We start from the raw sequence: 14,763 nt of genomic DNA on the forward strand, positions 1-14,763 counted from the left end.
AGCTGTATCGACAAAACCAAGGCCACCGTATTCTGGTCGCTGGCGGTCGTCCTTTGCAGCGGCGGCAGATGCGCGGTCAAACTCTGCAATGTCACGCCACTGGTAAAGATGGTTTTCGAAGATAAAAAAACCCGCCGAAGCGGGTTTGCGCAATTTTAACCTTTCTTTCTCGCTGAGCCCACGAGGAATATCAGCACGGCATTCATCAGCACTGACACGGCCATAATGCTGAACAACACCATGTCACTCCAGTCCGTTTCCGTTATGAACCCCACTTTGTCGCTGTAGACCTCAAAAAGGTATTCAAAAGGGAATACGATATAAATCACGGAGAAGATGACCAGAAACGAAATGAACTGAATCAGCCACATCCCTGCCTGTTTTGCTGGAGCCATGTTAATACACCTGTACAGTGCCGTAAGCGGACAACGAAGCCGTCACGAGGGTTTGAGGTGTTCTCAACAGCGCCTCCCGGAGAATGTGAAAGTGTGCCGGAGAAGGCAGCGTTATGCAGCCGTTGCTTATACCTTCATAACCTGCGGGATGCAGCCTGAAATTACCCCTTGCGACTTCTTCAAAGAAAGTTACGTCATCAATACTGGGATCGTCCCGGTACAATGCAAACCAAATAGAATGATCGGAACCCGTGTACTTGGTAGCGAAAAAATCTTTTACTCGTGTGCCGATGCTTCTTGGCCTCTCCACAATGTAATATTTACCTGGCGGAAGCGGCCCTATGTTCTTCACAGCAACTGAATCCGGGTTATTGCGGTGATGTCCTTCGTTACCGGAATAGGCTGGGAAAAAACCTACCCCCGGGCAGCTCAGGTTTGACAGCGCGTTACCGTTCAGCCTGAATGTGCAGTGTATCATCGTTCATTCCACGCATCAGTGAACATGATATTGCCATCGCAGTACTTCCATGTGATTTTTTCATAGCGCAGGGAAATCGCTTCGAGGTGGTTGTGCTTTTCGGTGCTGGCATTTTTGCAGTTATGCATCAGCGGACATACAGAGACGACTTTAACGCCCTCAAGAAGCATGTTGAAGTATTCGACTTCTTGCCCTGCGTCGTTGATTTTGTACCATTTAAATTCAGCGCTTTTCAGTGTCTGGCCTTTGGCCACAGCCTTGTAGAGGTATGGACTGGAGGAGTCAAACTCTTTCTCGAAGGTCAACGCGCTATGCATGCGGGTGCCGATTATCTTGCCAGTCATATTATCTGTAGGCAAATGCAGACCATGAGCGAAGCTGTGGAATACTGCCATCTCGGCCCTGTACATCTACAGAGCCAATAATGTCCGCGCCGCCATCGTCTTTCAACCATAAGTATGCTGGTATAGCCATGATTTATCTCCTTATAAAAACGCGGAGTATAACCATGCTCTTTATATGGTTTAATTCAATTCGTGCTTACCGCCATAAGAAGTAATTCACAAAAAACCCGCCGAAGCGGGTTCACAGTTTGGTCCGTTGCCTGATTAAAGATTACTCCGGCAGCGCTATCCCTGAAATCTCTGTACAAATATCAATGAAGCGATCCTGCAATGCCGCATCGAGAGCCTGTTGATTAGCGGCCATGCGCTTCATGTGGTAGAAATATTTCCCCGTCACATCAGCCGCAGAGTCATGGCTGGCGGCAAGCCATGACTGAGTGCGATGCGCCTGGTCCATATCGTCCGGGGCATGCGGCCCACCCATTTTTGTCGGCACCCAGCCAGGCTCCAGGCTATTGCTCCGTACGTTACGCCAGCGACGCGCCAGAGCAAAAGCCAGCATAGCGTCATGTAATTTGCTCTCTGCATAGGCGTCAGCGCCGTTCCAGCGGCGTTTGCGCCAGAGAATATCGTCCAGGTTTGCCCTGACATGATGATGCATACCTGAACTCAGGTAGACGAGGCGCTGCGGGCGTTCAATCAGCGCGGTGAGGATGTAAGCCGAGAGCGTGTTGATCGCGAAAACATGCGGCAGCCCGTCGCGGGTCACGCGATGCGCTTCGTTGTAGCCAACGGCTGCATTGTGGATGACGGCATCGAAATGCCCCAGGTCGTTGACGCGTAATGCCGTTTCCCTGGCACCGGCGATGGTCTCCAGGTCACCCACAACGACGGCTTCAGCCTGAGGTAAGGCGCGTTGAGCGTCTTCCGCACGGCTGACATTACGCGCGTGGAGCACAACCTGATGTCCTTGTTGAACCAGCAGTTCGGCTGCCATCAGGCCGAGGCCCGTGGACGAACCGGAGATGAAAATGCGTGACATATAATTTCTCCACATTATTAAACCAACAGCCGCGGCTGACGGCTTTGAGGTATGTTCAGAATTGCTGTCTGCGCGACGCGCTCGCAAGCAGCGCACCCAGCAGCGCACAGATCGCCCCAGACAGATATACGGCTGCATAGCTAAACTGACCGGCGATCAGGCCAGCTACAGGCCCGGCGATGCCATAAGCGACATCCAGAAAGGCAACGAAGGCGCCCATCGCACTGCCGCGGTTGGCTTGTGGAACACGTTTTAAGGCTTCGACGCCCAGCGCGGGGAAAACCAGCGCACAGCCCAGGCCGGTAACCAGAGCGCCGGCAAGCGCCATCCATTCGTTCGATCCCAGCCACAGCATTGCCTGGCCGAGAGCCTCAACCGCCAGGGACCAAACCGCAACGCGATAGCCGCCCATTTGGTCCGGTAGATGTCCGAAAGCGACGCGAACAAAAATAAAACCCAGACCAAAAGCAGTCATCACCAGGCCGGCGTTCTGCCAGTGATGCGCTGCAAAGTACAGCGAGGCAAAAGCGGTCAGCCCGGAAAGTCCGACACCCTGCAGCATCAATCCCAGCCCTTCGCGCCAGATGCGCCCTACTACGCGATGGAACGGCAGCCGCGGACCTCCCGGCGATCTATAGGATGCAGTACCTAATGCAATCAGAGCGGCCAGTAGCGGTGAAGCAATACAGGCAATCATCGCCGTCGCGAGGCTGTAATGCTGATATAACGTCATTCCAGCCGGAGCACCAATCGACAGTGCCGCAAACATGGCGATGCCGGTCCACGACATTGACATACCGGCGCGCTGAGGGCCGACGGAGGCAATTGCCCATGACACGCATCCCGTTACGAACTGGCTTTCGCCAAACCCGGCCATCAGACGCCCTGCGATAACAATGCAAAGTGTGGCGGTGGGCGACAGGTCCGTTGCCGAAGCCACCAGATATAGCCCTCCGGCCAGCGCCGAAAGGATCGCGCCCTGTAGAGCGGAACGTTTGCCGCCCTGCTGGTCGGTAACCCGCCCGGCGTAGCCGCGGGTAAGCACCGTAGCCAGGAACTGGATGCCGATGACCAGTCCCACCACGACGTTGCTAAAGCCGAGATGCCCGTGGATGAACAAGGGAATCACCGGCAACGGCAGTCCGACGGCCAGATAGCCAAAAAATAGCGCGGCAATAACGCCCGTTGCCGGGCGGGGAAGAAGTGCGGACGGAGCGTTATCCTCCGCTAGCCGCTTTATTACGTGGGCTTCCATCAAATTCTCCTTGATGATACAGGCGTAAGAGAGTTGAACGGCCCGGCGTATCGGGCCGCTCTGTTATCAAGATGCTGTAAAGAGATCGGTGTGATAGCCGCTGGCTTTGAGCAGGTAATCGCGAGAGTGGATAATATCCGCGCTCAGCGCCGCCAGATCGATGCCCGTTAACTTGCCTGCACGCTTGCGCAGTTGGCCTGCCACCATCACGGTATCCACATCAGACCGTTCGATCGCCTGCACGACAGTGCCGATGGCGTTGGTCACCGGGAAAACGGCGACGCCGTTAGTACGAATCATGATAATGTCGGCCTGCTTTCCTGGCGTAAGGGTCCCAATCTGGTCCTCAAGCCCGGCCGCACGCGCGCCATTCACGGTTGCCGCCTTAAGTACCGCCTCTGCCGTAATGGGAGATGGCACGTTCTCCTCGCCACGGAAGCGACGGTAGCGCATAGCCGAACGCTGCTGACCGAACAGCGCGTGCATTTCTCCGAACATATCGCTGCCAAACGCCGTGTCCAGGTCGATGCCCAGCGCCGGAGTTAAGCCGTTATCAACGGCCTGCTGGTAAGCAAAGGTTTCATCGTCGAAGCCAAATAACGCATCCGAACGCGGATTGACCGTGACGTTGACCCCGGCATCCGCCAGAAGCTTCCACGTATTCTGAGGCACCCTTGAGCAGTGATTGAAAATGTTATCCGTGCCCAGCACGCCCGGTCTGGCAAACTCATGGCCGAGATTAGCCAGATCGCCGATGAATTCAGTCAGAATGCGCATGTCGAGCTCGCGGGCGACCTCCCACCAGTCAAGATTGAGCTGACCAAACAGGCCCACCTGAACAAGGCTGTCAGTGGAATTCCAGCGTTGTGACAGCCGTGCCAGATCGTTCGGCAAATGCGCGGATGGAGCACCCTTGTCCATTGCCGCACCAACCATGTGCAATGCACGAATGCCGCTTTCGCTCAGGGCATCAAGTGCGGCATCGGTATGCTCCGGGCTGCGCGAGTTGTGGCAGGCATCAATAATGGTCGTGATGCCTGCGTCCAGCGAGGCAAGTGCCGTGAGCTTTGTGCTCAGGTACATGTCCAGTGGACGATAATGTTTGCCCAGCTTCTCTGCGACGACATCAATGTAAGCAAAAAGGTCATCGACGTCCGGCATCATGCGGCGCATAACCCCGAGCCACATGTGGTGATGGGCATCAATCAGGCCGGGCATAACAATATGATCGGTGGCGTCAATCACATGGGCGTCATCCGCGTGCAGATCCGGACCTACAGCCGCTATCCGGTCGTCCTGCACAAGCACATCGCCCACGGAGAGATTAGGTACGTCAGCATCCAGGGTCAGGATAATGCCGCCTTTAAAAAGCGTGCGCGTCGTTGTCATTTCGTGTTCCTCAGGGTTAAGTGGTGCCGTTCGTTGCGCGGTTCGCCAGGGCGACGATCGTCAAAATTGCTCTTCGCAGCGAACGGGCTGACACAATAGGTTGCGCGCCATCTTTGATAAAGGTAGGTTTATTCAAATTATATTTGCATAAAGTCAAAGGTGAGCGAAGATGAGTTTTGACGGACGGTTACTGTCAGGATTAAGCGTACTGGCTGCGGTAGTAGAGTCGGGTAGCTTCAGCCGCGCTGGCGAAGTGCTGGGGCTGTCAGCGTCTGGCGTCAGCAGATCGATAGACAGGCTTGAAGAGAGGCTCGGCGTGCGCTTACTGAATCGGACGACGCGTACCATGAACCTGACGAATGAAGGACGGGCTTTGTATGAGCGCGCCGCTCCACATCTGGAAGGTATCGAAGTTGCAGCAAGCTACGTTGCCGGTGCCGCCGTGGCGGTTCGGGGTGCATTAAGGGTCAGCGTTAATCCAATATTTGCCCGACATATTTTGGCGCCTAACCTGCCGCTGTTACGCGAACGTCATCCGGAACTGGAGCTGACGGTGGTCCAGCAACCGGACGTCGGGGATTTAGTGACGGAGGGAATTGATGTTGCGGTGCGTTTCGGGCCGCAGCTCCCCTCAACGATTACGTCAAAATTGTTGTTAAAGACGCGCGTGCTGACGGTCGCATCACCGGCCTATCTGGAACGGTACGGGCGACCGGAGCATCCTGAAGCGTTGAACAGACACGAGTGCATCCAGTTCATCGATCCTCGCCGCGGTAGGCCGTTTGAATGGGAATTCCGCCGTGGTCGGGAAGTACTGACGGTTGAAACCCGTGGCCACCTCACCACAACCGACGTCGATCTGATGGTTCAGTCCTGCGTAAGTGGCGTTGGCATTGCCCAGGTGCTTTCGCTCAGCGTTGCGCAGCAGATCGCTGACGGAATGCTGGTCGAACTGTTCCCGGATTGGCCGGACGAAACCTATCCACTCTATATCACCCGCCCTTCACGTCGGCTTCCTCCCGCCGCAGTCGAAGCCTTTATGGAATTTTGCGCCAGCATTTGCAGCTCCTCCTGAAGCCAGCGGGTCGCCCCCCGCTGGCCGCTGCGCTTATGAGAGTAAATTTTCACCTCAAACCTGGGAATAGAGAACGGTAAGGCAAAAATCCTGAGTTCCGCTGCCGCAACCAGCTTCTCGGCGGCGTAACGAGGAATGGCCATCAGCAGGTCGCTTTCCGCTACGATAAACGGTGCGCTCAGCATCGACGGCGTTTTGATTGCAATGTGCCGCGTATAGCCCAGCTGCTCAAGCCGCACGTCCAGAACGCCCTGCTTCTCATTCCACGGCGTCACCACCAGGTGTCGGGCAGCGAGGTAATCCTCCAGCGTCAGCCGGGTCCGGCGCGCGTTGCTGATGACCACATACTCATCTTCAAACCAGCCGATCTCCTCCAGCTCCGGATGGCGACTCTCCTCCGGGGTGCTGAAACCGAGCGCAAGATCCACCTCACCGGCCAGGAGTTCCGTCAGCGCCGGGCTGTGCGGCAGATAGCGCAATTCAAAACGCAAGCCCGGGGCAGCAGCCTGCAGCTTGTGCATCAGGGTGGGAAAAATGCACAGCGCGGTAAAATCCGTAATCCCAATTTGTAAGCTTTCGGTACTGCTGGCGGCGTCAAACTCCGGCTGCGGGGTCAGCTCCTGATTAAGGAATGACAATGCGGAAGCAATAGAAGGCGCAAGCTGAGCGGCATACACGCTGGGGGACATACGATGCCCTTCCCGGAAAAAGAGCGGATCGTTAAGGGTCGTGCGCAGACGCGACAGCGCATGGCTCAGCGCCGAGGTGCTCATCGCCAGCTCGTCGGCTGCGAGGCGAACGGAACGGTGGCGGTAAATGGCGTCAAAAACGGGCAGCAGGTTTAAATCAAGACGTCTCAGAGCCGGATGCATAATATTCATCATTTGTTGATTTCATTGCACTTAATTCTTCGGACAATACTCCGTATGCTTAACGCCATCAATCGCGAACCGTGCAAAAAACAGGAAAAACAATGAGCATAACCCTTCGTCAGGCCCGTCCCGAAGATGCCGCGGCCATTTACGCCATGATCTATGAGCTGGCGGTGTATGAGAAAGCGCCCGAAGAGGTCGTAACCACGCCAGACGAGATCCGGGAAACCCTCTTTGGTGCGGGCAGTAAAACCGAGGCCTTGATCGCTGAGTTTGACGGCAGGATCGCCGGCTATGCCGTGTTCTTCACCAGCTATTCGACCTGGCTTGGGCGCAACGGGATTTATATGGAAGACCTGTATATTTCTCCGGACTATCGCGGTAAGGGCGCGGGCAGAGCGCTGCTGAAGCATATCGCTCAACTCGCGGTAAAACGGCAGTGTGGCCGCCTTGAATGGAGCGTGCTGGACTGGAACCAGCCCGCCATCGATTTTTATCTGAGCATTGGTGCGCTGCCGCAGTCCGAATGGGTGCGCTACCGTCTTGACGGCGAAGCGCTGCTTAAATTTGCCGAATAATGACCATCTGAGCCGTATGTTCCCCTCACCCTAACCCACCCCCAAAGGGGCGAGGGGATTGCTCGCTGCTTGCGTTTATTTATGGGGATCCCTCAGCCCATCGGTACTGTCAGAAGAGATTAATATCTTGTGCTACAATTCCATAAATTTCATTAACATATTGTAGAACAACATGAGTACAACTCCCTTCATCCGCCCGCAACTCAGCCTGCCAAACGGCGCCGATAAGCTTCTGCTGCACTCCTGCTGCGCCCCCTGCTCCGGTGAAGTAATGGAAGCTATTCAGGCCTCGGGCATTGATTACACCATTTTCTTCTATAACCCCAACATCCATCCGCAAAAGGAATACCTCATCCGCAAGGAAGAAAACATTCGTTTTGCAGAAAAAAACGGCGTACCGTTTGTTGATGCCGATTACGACACCGATAACTGGTTCGAACGCGCAAAAGGCATGGAGTGGGAGCCCGAGCGCGGCGTCCGCTGCACTATGTGCTTCGATATGCGCTTCGAGCGCACGGCGCTGTACGCGGCGGAAAATGGTTTTAGCGTTATTAGCAGCTCGCTGGGGATCTCGCGCTGGAAGAATATGCAGCAGATCAATGACTGCGGCCAGCGTGCGGCAGCGCGCTATCCGGGGATGGTCTACTGGGACTATAACTGGCGCAAACAGGGCGGCTCATCGCGCATGATTGAGATCAGCAAGCGGGAACAGTTTTACCAGCAGGAATATTGCGGCTGCGTGTACTCCCTGCGGGACAGCAACCTGCACCGCAAGTCTCAGGGCCGCCCGCTTATCTGCATTGGCAAACTGTATTATGGCCAGGATGAGAGCGAAAAATAACGCCCTCTTCTGGTGTAGATATATCCGAAAATAGGCCAATTCCTTCCGAAATTTAGCGTTACGCCTCTCATCTTTTCAAAGAGAGGCTATCCTTTAACTATCAACAAAAGGAGGCAAAAATGTCTGATTTCGGTACTGATAAAAACACCCAGTTTGCTGAAGACAAAGCAAAAAATAAATTTGATGAACTTTCAGGTTCAGCCCAGCAGCAGTTCGGTGAATTTGTTGATTCACCGAAGCATCAGGTAAAAGGCGCTGCAAAAAAATATGCCGCACAGGCCAGCGATGCCGTCTCTGACGTGACAGAAGCGGTCAGAAATAACCCACTTACCGGTCTTATCGCCGCGGGCGCCGTCGGTATTGTGCTTGGTCTGTTACTGGGACGTAAATAAGCAAGGCCCTTCGGGGCTTTATTTTTTAGCTGAACAATCTCACCATGCGGTCTAATTCCTCCTCTTTCACGGCGCGCGAAAGATAATATCCCTGAAAGTTTTTCACCCCCAGCTCGACTAATTTTTCAAATTTCTCTTCACTGTCAACGCCCTCTGCAATGCAAGCCGTTCCGGTCATGTCGCTGTAAATCTGTATCGCTTTAATCAGATTATAATCGTTGTCGTTCGCCACAAAATGATCGACGATGTCCCGATCCAGTTTCAGCCCATCAAAATGCACCTGCCTGACGGGGAACATGGCGTGATGGCTTGAGAAGCAGTCGTCAAGAAACAGTCTGCACCCCGTATTGCGCAGGTGCCGCATGGTTTCAGGGATGCTTTTATCTTTCGTCACATCAATATCTTCCGCGAATTCAAAGACCAGCTTTTCCGCCCACTGGGGATTGAGCAGCATGCCGATCGCTTTCCTTGCCATCTCTGGCAGCGCGTTCCCGGACGCCAGACGAGGCGGAATATTCACGGAAAAATAGAATTTACCGTTATATTTATTAATCCCGGACACGGCGGCGTGGATCACCATAGCCGTAATTTTCAGCCATACTTCATAATTAGCGATATCATTCAGGAAACGGGCTGGCTTGACTATTTTACCGTTCTTATTCCAGCGGATGAGTATCTCAAACCCCACTCCTTTCTTGTCACGATCCGTAATGATCTGATAGGCGGGGAATATCTCCCTTTTCACCAGCGCATTAAAAACCTCCGCCTCTTTATCGGTGAAGTCCACTTTCTGATTTTGGCTTTTAATCCGCCTTTCCACTTTTACATTGTGTGGTTCATTCAACCATCGCTTGATATAATGTAATTTCTGCAAACCTTCTTTACGATGGGTGTAAACCGTTTTATTAGAGAGCCTCAGCTTGTCGCACAGGTCTTTTATAGACATGCCGCGATAGAAATTTAATAAAACATCCACCTCTCTTCTTGTTAACCATTTAAGATTTTCTCGCGAAGTGCAATCGAGATAGTAATCGCGTAATAAGCGCGAGCGATCTTTAAAGCCATTATTGTGGGTATGGAAACAGGTTATTACATCAGAAACGCTGGCTATGCGAATCAATGATAACTGATGGCTATTATTTAGAAGGCTTCCCAGGGTTCGATATAGCCAGCTGTCGGGTATATCACCGTACAGGGTAACACGACGAATAACAGGAAGTGCATTGAGCACGGATGCCAGTCGCGTCAGGCTCTCCAGCAGATCTATCGTACCTTTTCCCAGGAACACTACGATGTGAGCATTTTGATGAATAAGGATATTTTCCTTGTCAGGATCGGATAACTCATCTCCATCGAAGTGAATATGCGCAGTCTCTATTCCGTACTTTTTGAGCAGCAGGTGATATCCCTGAAACGTAAAGCCGCAGGCTGAAATGACAAACCTTTGCTCGTTGCGCGCAACATTCCTGAGAGAAATTTTATCGGTCATAACCTGCTCCTGGGCACGAAAGCGCCATTATTATTATGAATATTTAAACCAACAGCGGTGTGTATAATAATTTTACAATACACCATCAGGTTAAGATACTGTTATCAACGCCATACCCCGTAACATCTTTGCGTTAATCACGCTTTTTAAGCGCATCAATATAACTATATATTTCTTTTAAAATACCGACCTCAAGCCACTTTTTCTCAGGTATAATGAAAATTCCGAAAAAGAAGGCTGGATACTTCATCTATCGGCTCATCAAATACGAGAAAAATGCTATGGATAATCACATCTCATCCAGGGCCTTGCTACATCGAAGGGATGTTATAAAAAGCAACCCGCGTTTTAGTGAGGCAATATTAGAACACTACACAATCAATGACGCCATCTACAAAAAACAACCCTTGTTCTACAAGACAATGCTTCAGGAATCACGGTTTAACATTATCCTCTCCATGTGTTGTTTTATATTTGGCAATCAGGCCGAATCCGTCTCAGAGATAAAAGAGTTATGTTCCCGCTATAAAATAGCCAGCCCCAACAGCGTTATTGCGATCATTACAATACTCAGAACCACGGGGCGCATCAGGACCTGGCGCTGTACGGAAGACCGGCGAAAAACGAGAATTGCCCCAACCGAAAAAGGATTGAATGAACTCAAACGCTATATGTCCGGTGCATTTTTGCCCGTCAGCATTCTTTACCCGACGTTTAATATTGATGTAAACCTGCTGGATAATGACACGTTGAGAAATAATTTCTTCCGCCGCGCGGCAGAATATCTTTTTCGGGGATTAACGTTCAGAAAAGTTTTACCGGAAGTGGGATTATTTATTGATAAGGATGGAGGCCGCATGATTATGCTATATCTTTACCAGCAGGCCATAAAAAACAAATCAGCCCACGGCGCGGTTATTCACTACTCCGCCAGCACGCTCGCGAAAGAATTCTTTGTCTCCCGGATCCACGTCAACCGGATTATCAAATCGGCGCATGAGGCAGGTTATCTTAAAGATCGCGGTGACGGTCGCCTGTCGGTGTATCCGGCGTTTTTCGAACTGGTCGAAAACTATGCCGGATTGTATTTTGCCTATGTTACTCATTACATTAACGTGGTGCCGAAGGAGCGACGCCACCCAAACAGCGTAACGTCAACGGTATAATACAAATGGCGTTCGGTATCCCGAACGCCAATCTTTATCTTTCGCGCAGCGCCTCTTTTGCCTTGTTCAGCGGTTTCAACAGATAATCCAGGATGGTTTTGCTGCCGGTTTTAATATCTACCGTCGCAATCATGCCCGGAAAGACCGGAAAGTCTTTGCCCTGCTTATTGGTCAGGTGGTTACTGTCGGTACGGATATAGACGCGGTAGTAGTAGACATCTCTTTTCACCTCGTCCTGCAGGGTGTCCGGTGAAATCATGGTCACCTCGCCCTCCAGTCCTCCATAGATGGAGTAGTCATAGGCCGTAATTTTCACCAGCGCTTTCTGGCCGGGGTGGATAAACGCGACATCGCGCGGCGAGATTTTCGCCTCAACCACCATCTGGTCGTCCAGCGGGACCAGGCTCATCAGCTTGCCGTTCGGGGGAATAACGCCGCCCACGGTCGTCACGTCAATATCCTTGACGATCCCACGCACCGGCGCGTTGAAGGTCAGCCGGGTCAGGGAGTCCTCACGCCCTTTCATCACCGAACGCTGGGCTTCAATCTCCGCGTTGGCTTTCGCCAGCTCTTCGCGGGCGCGCACGTAATACTGGTTTTTCATCTCGGTGATTTTATTCTCAAGCTCATTTTTTTGACGCTCAAGACGTAACACCTCAACCTTGCTGGCCGCTCCCTGGGTCACCAGCGGACGGGTCAAAGACAGCTCGCGCTGCACCAGTTCGGCACCCTGACGTAAGCCGGCCAGCCCTTTTTCGAGACTCTCGCGACGGGACTGATAGAGCGCCGTTTCCTGTTTGACCAGCTCAACGTCATCGTCCAGCTCCTCGGGAAACGCGAGCTCCGTGTCGTTGACTTCGGCCTTCAGACGCGCAGCCGTTGCCAGCGCCGCGTTCAGACGAGACTCGCTCTCCAGCACGCTGGACTCGGTTTTCGTCCGGTCAAGCTGCGCCAGCTGCTGGCCGCGCTCAACGATATCGCCCTCGCGCACCATCAGGCTGTGAATAATCCCCCCTTCCAGGGACTGAATCACCTGCTCATGGGAAGACGGTATCACCTTGCCGCTGCCGGTGGTGACTTCATCCAGCTGGAACAGGCTCGCCCAGGCGATAAACGCCGCCAGCAGGGCGAACAGCGACCATGCCACCAGCGAGGAGCGCGGCAGGCGTGGCTCTTTCAGACGGCTGTTATAACGGGAGAAATCATTCATGCCGCGCCCTCCTCTGCAACCGCCGCCGGCTTCATGGTCACGGTGCGCTGTGCCGCCTTTTGCGGCGCCAGCCCGTGCTGATGCAGGATCGCGTCGCGCGGGCCGTCCATCACCACCTTGCCGTTTTCCAGCACAATGATGCGGTCGACCAAATCCAGAATCGGCAGGCGATGGGTTGCCACCACCAGCGTCCGGCGCTTGCCCAGCCATTTGTGAAGATGCTGAATAAACTGCTTCTCGCTCATCTCGTCCAGCCAGGCGGTAGGCTCATCCAGCAGCAGGATATTCGGGGCAGTGATCAGCGCGCGCGCCAGCAGCAGCGCCTGACGCTGTCCGCCGGAGAGGCCCGTTCCGCCCTCGTTGATGATGGTGTTCATTCCCATTTTCTGCTTGTGCACGAACTCCAGCGCGCCGCTGTTGACCAGCGCCTGATGAATTTCATCGTCGGTGGCGAGCGGGTTCCCCATCAGGATATTGTCCCGCACGGAGCCAAAGAACAGCCGCGCCTGCTGGCTGAGCAGCTGCATGTCGCGACGCAGATCGGCCGGGTCCAGATGATTGAGGGCAATATCGTCCAGCAGAATGCTCCCCTGCTGCGGCTCCTGCATGCCCGCCAGAAGCTGCAGCAGCGTGCTTTTACCGGAGCCGTTACGCCCCAGCACCGCCACGCGCTCCCCGGCGCGGATCTTAAGCCTGCTGATGTTGAGCACGGTGAGTTTCTCTTCCTCGTCGTAATAGAACCCGACGTCTTCAAGCGCGTAGTCGCCGCGCAGGTGCGCTTTATGCACTTTCTTGCCGTGCTGCGGATCGTCAATCGGGCGCTGCATCAGGTCGTCCAGCCCCTTGCGGGCCACCTTTGCCGACTGCCAGCGCGAGAGCACGCCAGAGATCTGCGACAGCGGCGCGATAGTGCGCGACGCCAGAATCGACGTTCCCACCAGCGCGCCGGTCGTCATGTCGCCGCTGATGACCAGGTAACAGCCCACCAGCAGCACCACCGCATAGACGATGGACTGCACCTCCTGCGTCCAGGTCAACAGAAGCCCCGTCAGCCAGCGCTGCTTCATGCCGACGCTGGCGGCCACGTCGTTGGTGTTATTCCACTGGTTCTGGAAGCGCTGTTCGGCGCGCATCAGCTTGATGTCTTCAATGCCCTGCACCGCCTCCACCAGCGTCGCGTTACGAATGGCGGATTCGCGCATCCCTTCGCTGGAGAGTTTCCCCAGCGGGCGCTGCACCAGCAGGCCCGGAATGAGCAGCAGCGGCACGGCGAGCAGGACCACCAGCACCAGCGGGCCGCCAATCATCCACAGAATAAAGACGAACAGCAGGAAGAACGGCAGATCGGAGATCGCCGCAATGGTGGTCGAGGTGATGAGTTCGCGCACCGATTCCAGCTCGCGGATCTGGGCGATAAACGAGCCGGTTGATTTGGAGCGCGCCCCGTTTTTAATCCGCAGCGCGTGGGCAAAGACGCGTTCAGAGATGCGCAGGTCGGCGCGTTTCCCCACCACGTCCGAAATATGCACGCGCAGCATGCGCATGATGAATTCAAACACGATGGCGAGCATGACGCCGCCAAACAGCACCCACAGCGTGGCCTCCGACTGCGACGGCACCACCCTGTCGTACACCTGCATGGAGAAGACCATTCCGGAGAGCGCCAGCACGTTAGCGACCAGCGCCACCAGCATAATATCGCTGTAGCGGCGCCAGTCCTTCAGCGCCAGCTGCCAGAACCAGTTTTTCTCATAGGGTTTGATGTAGTCGTCCACGCGGGCATCCGGCGTAGACTCTAGCGGGCGCAGCACCAGCAGCGTTTTCAACCGTGAGCCGAGCGCGTCCCGCGTCAGCGTCGTCTCCAGCCCGCCGTCGCCGCTGAACTGCAGGCTGACGTTGCCTTCGTTGTCCATGCGGTTAATGACCGCGATTTGTCCGCCGGTGAATTCCGCCAGCAGCGGCAGGCGCCACGGGTCGAGAGACGTTGCATCAGCCGCCACGCGCATCCCCAGCCCAAGCTGGCGCGCCATCTCCTCCAGCACCAGCTGGCGCGGAGACTGGCTTTCATGGTTAATCGTGACCCGAACGTGCTCCACCGAAAAGTCCAGCCGGTAGTGCTTCGCGATGATGAGCATGCCCTGCAGCCAGGGTTCGTACTGTGGATGTGTCTTCATAATCTCCGGGTTAACGCCATTCGTGTAAAGAAACGCCAAAAGGCCGCGAGGATTGCTCCCCGC

Annotated in this window: 14 protein-coding genes and 1 pseudogene; 5 read left to right on the forward strand and 10 right to left on the reverse strand. The window is 54.4% G+C overall.

From position 1 onward, the window contains the following. Positions 1 to 155: 155 nt before the first annotated feature. From UTO39_RS03320 to UTO39_RS03345, 6 genes and pseudogenes are all read right to left on the reverse strand, one after another. The gene (locus UTO39_RS03320; RefSeq protein ID WP_320726458.1) at positions 156 to 395 is read right to left on the reverse strand and encodes a hypothetical protein; all 240 of its coding nucleotides are present in this window, start codon (positions 393 to 395) and stop codon (positions 156 to 158) included. 1 nt (position 396) lies between these two features. After that, positions 397 to 873: a DUF2778 domain-containing protein gene (locus UTO39_RS03325; protein ID WP_151413799.1), complete on the reverse strand. Its 477-nt coding sequence runs from the start codon at positions 871 to 873 to the stop codon at positions 397 to 399. Beyond that, positions 870 to 1,347: pseudogene (locus tag UTO39_RS03330) on the reverse strand (Hcp family type VI secretion system effector). The gene UTO39_RS03325 and the pseudogene UTO39_RS03330 overlap by 4 nt, the downstream one beginning before the upstream one ends. A 141-nt stretch (positions 1,348 to 1,488) precedes the next feature. Beyond that, the gene (locus tag UTO39_RS03335) at positions 1,489 to 2,259 is read right to left on the reverse strand and encodes an SDR family oxidoreductase (RefSeq protein ID WP_320726459.1); all 771 of its coding nucleotides are present in this window, start codon (positions 2,257 to 2,259) and stop codon (positions 1,489 to 1,491) included. Between the two features lie 55 nt (positions 2,260 to 2,314). Next, the gene (locus UTO39_RS03340) at positions 2,315 to 3,514 is read right to left on the reverse strand and encodes an arabinose transporter (protein WP_320726460.1); all 1,200 of its coding nucleotides are present in this window, start codon (positions 3,512 to 3,514) and stop codon (positions 2,315 to 2,317) included. Positions 3,515 to 3,580: 66 nt separating this feature from the next. Continuing rightward, positions 3,581 to 4,903, reverse strand: coding sequence for an amidohydrolase family protein (locus UTO39_RS03345; RefSeq protein WP_320726461.1), 1,323 nt, complete (start codon positions 4,901 to 4,903; stop codon positions 3,581 to 3,583). A gap of 169 nt (positions 4,904 to 5,072) precedes the next feature. Between UTO39_RS03345 and UTO39_RS03350 the strand changes: the two genes are divergently transcribed. Further along, the gene (locus tag UTO39_RS03350) at positions 5,073 to 5,978 is read left to right on the forward strand and encodes a LysR family transcriptional regulator (RefSeq protein ID WP_320726462.1); all 906 of its coding nucleotides are present in this window, start codon (positions 5,073 to 5,075) and stop codon (positions 5,976 to 5,978) included. Here the strand turns inward: UTO39_RS03350 and UTO39_RS03355 are convergent. Further along, complete coding sequence (locus UTO39_RS03355) at positions 5,891 to 6,862, reverse strand: LysR family transcriptional regulator (protein ID WP_253541936.1); 972 nt, start codon at positions 6,860 to 6,862, stop codon at positions 5,891 to 5,893. The two genes, UTO39_RS03350 and UTO39_RS03355, sit on opposite strands and share 88 nt — an antisense overlap. Before the next feature lie 89 nt (positions 6,863 to 6,951). Between UTO39_RS03355 and UTO39_RS03360 the strand changes: the two genes are divergently transcribed. The 3 genes from UTO39_RS03360 to UTO39_RS03370 all read left to right on the forward strand — a co-directional run bounded on the left by UTO39_RS03360 (position 6,952) and on the right by UTO39_RS03370 (position 8,661). Continuing rightward, positions 6,952 to 7,428: a GNAT family N-acetyltransferase gene (locus UTO39_RS03360; protein WP_045260478.1), complete on the forward strand. Its 477-nt coding sequence runs from the start codon at positions 6,952 to 6,954 to the stop codon at positions 7,426 to 7,428. Between the two features lie 172 nt (positions 7,429 to 7,600). After that, positions 7,601 to 8,269, forward strand: a complete 669-nt coding sequence (locus UTO39_RS03365) for an epoxyqueuosine reductase QueH (protein WP_320726463.1) — start codon at positions 7,601 to 7,603, stop codon at positions 8,267 to 8,269. A 119-nt stretch (positions 8,270 to 8,388) separates the two neighbouring features. Then, the gene (locus tag UTO39_RS03370; RefSeq protein ID WP_028013089.1) at positions 8,389 to 8,661 is read left to right on the forward strand and encodes a YqjD family protein; all 273 of its coding nucleotides are present in this window, start codon (positions 8,389 to 8,391) and stop codon (positions 8,659 to 8,661) included. A gap of 25 nt (positions 8,662 to 8,686) precedes the next feature. Here UTO39_RS03370 and UTO39_RS03375 read toward each other — a convergent pair whose 3' ends face one another. Then, positions 8,687 to 10,150, reverse strand: a complete 1,464-nt coding sequence (locus UTO39_RS03375; protein ID WP_320726464.1) for an EAL domain-containing protein — start codon at positions 10,148 to 10,150, stop codon at positions 8,687 to 8,689. A 281-nt stretch (positions 10,151 to 10,431) separates the two neighbouring features. Between UTO39_RS03375 and UTO39_RS03380 the strand changes: the two genes are divergently transcribed. After that, the gene (locus UTO39_RS03380; RefSeq protein ID WP_151413878.1) at positions 10,432 to 11,316 is read left to right on the forward strand and encodes a MarR family transcriptional regulator; all 885 of its coding nucleotides are present in this window, start codon (positions 10,432 to 10,434) and stop codon (positions 11,314 to 11,316) included. 34 nt (positions 11,317 to 11,350) lie between these two features. On the opposite strand, the gene UTO39_RS03385 is transcribed toward UTO39_RS03380, so the two are convergent. Both UTO39_RS03385 and UTO39_RS03390 read right to left on the reverse strand, forming a co-directional pair. Beyond that, complete coding sequence (locus UTO39_RS03385; RefSeq protein ID WP_151413807.1) at positions 11,351 to 12,526, reverse strand: HlyD family type I secretion periplasmic adaptor subunit; 1,176 nt, start codon at positions 12,524 to 12,526, stop codon at positions 11,351 to 11,353. After that, positions 12,523 to 14,700, reverse strand: coding sequence for a type I secretion system permease/ATPase (locus UTO39_RS03390; protein ID WP_320726465.1), 2,178 nt, complete (start codon positions 14,698 to 14,700; stop codon positions 12,523 to 12,525). The genes UTO39_RS03385 and UTO39_RS03390 overlap by 4 nt, the downstream gene beginning before the upstream one ends. Positions 14,701 to 14,763 lie beyond the last annotated feature (63 nt).

The organism is Enterobacter sp. 118C5 (assembly GCF_034107645.1).
Lineage (GTDB): Bacteria > Pseudomonadota > Gammaproteobacteria > Enterobacterales > Enterobacteriaceae > Enterobacter > Enterobacter nematophilus.

Excerpts from the sequence above, each read along its gene's own strand:
- UTO39_RS03340 (WP_320726460.1), bottom strand. The coding sequence starts at position 3,514 with ATGGAAGCCCACGTAATAAAGCGGCTAGCGGAGGATAACGCTCCGTCC.
- UTO39_RS03335 (WP_320726459.1), bottom strand. The coding sequence starts at position 2,259 with ATGTCACGCATTTTCATCTCCGGTTCGTCCACGGGCCTCGGCCTGATG.
- UTO39_RS03350 (WP_320726462.1), top strand. The coding sequence starts at position 5,073 with ATGAGTTTTGACGGACGGTTACTGTCAGGATTAAGCGTACTGGCTGCG.
- UTO39_RS03380 (WP_151413878.1), top strand. The coding sequence starts at position 10,432 with ATGGATAATCACATCTCATCCAGGGCCTTGCTACATCGAAGGGATGTT.
- UTO39_RS03365 (WP_320726463.1), top strand. The coding sequence starts at position 7,601 with ATGAGTACAACTCCCTTCATCCGCCCGCAACTCAGCCTGCCAAACGGC.
- UTO39_RS03390 (WP_320726465.1), bottom strand. The coding sequence starts at position 14,700 with ATGAAGACACATCCACAGTACGAACCCTGGCTGCAGGGCATGCTCATC.
- UTO39_RS03385 (WP_151413807.1), bottom strand. The coding sequence starts at position 12,526 with ATGAATGATTTCTCCCGTTATAACAGCCGTCTGAAAGAGCCACGCCTG.
- UTO39_RS03375 (WP_320726464.1), bottom strand. The coding sequence starts at position 10,150 with ATGACCGATAAAATTTCTCTCAGGAATGTTGCGCGCAACGAGCAAAGG.
- UTO39_RS03360 (WP_045260478.1), top strand. The coding sequence starts at position 6,952 with ATGAGCATAACCCTTCGTCAGGCCCGTCCCGAAGATGCCGCGGCCATT.
- UTO39_RS03320 (WP_320726458.1), bottom strand. The coding sequence starts at position 395 with ATGGCTCCAGCAAAACAGGCAGGGATGTGGCTGATTCAGTTCATTTCG.
- UTO39_RS03325 (WP_151413799.1), bottom strand. The coding sequence starts at position 873 with ATGATACACTGCACATTCAGGCTGAACGGTAACGCGCTGTCAAACCTG.
- UTO39_RS03355 (WP_253541936.1), bottom strand. The coding sequence starts at position 6,862 with ATGATGAATATTATGCATCCGGCTCTGAGACGTCTTGATTTAAACCTG.
- UTO39_RS03345 (WP_320726461.1), bottom strand. The coding sequence starts at position 4,903 with ATGACAACGACGCGCACGCTTTTTAAAGGCGGCATTATCCTGACCCTG.
- UTO39_RS03370 (WP_028013089.1), top strand. The coding sequence starts at position 8,389 with ATGTCTGATTTCGGTACTGATAAAAACACCCAGTTTGCTGAAGACAAA.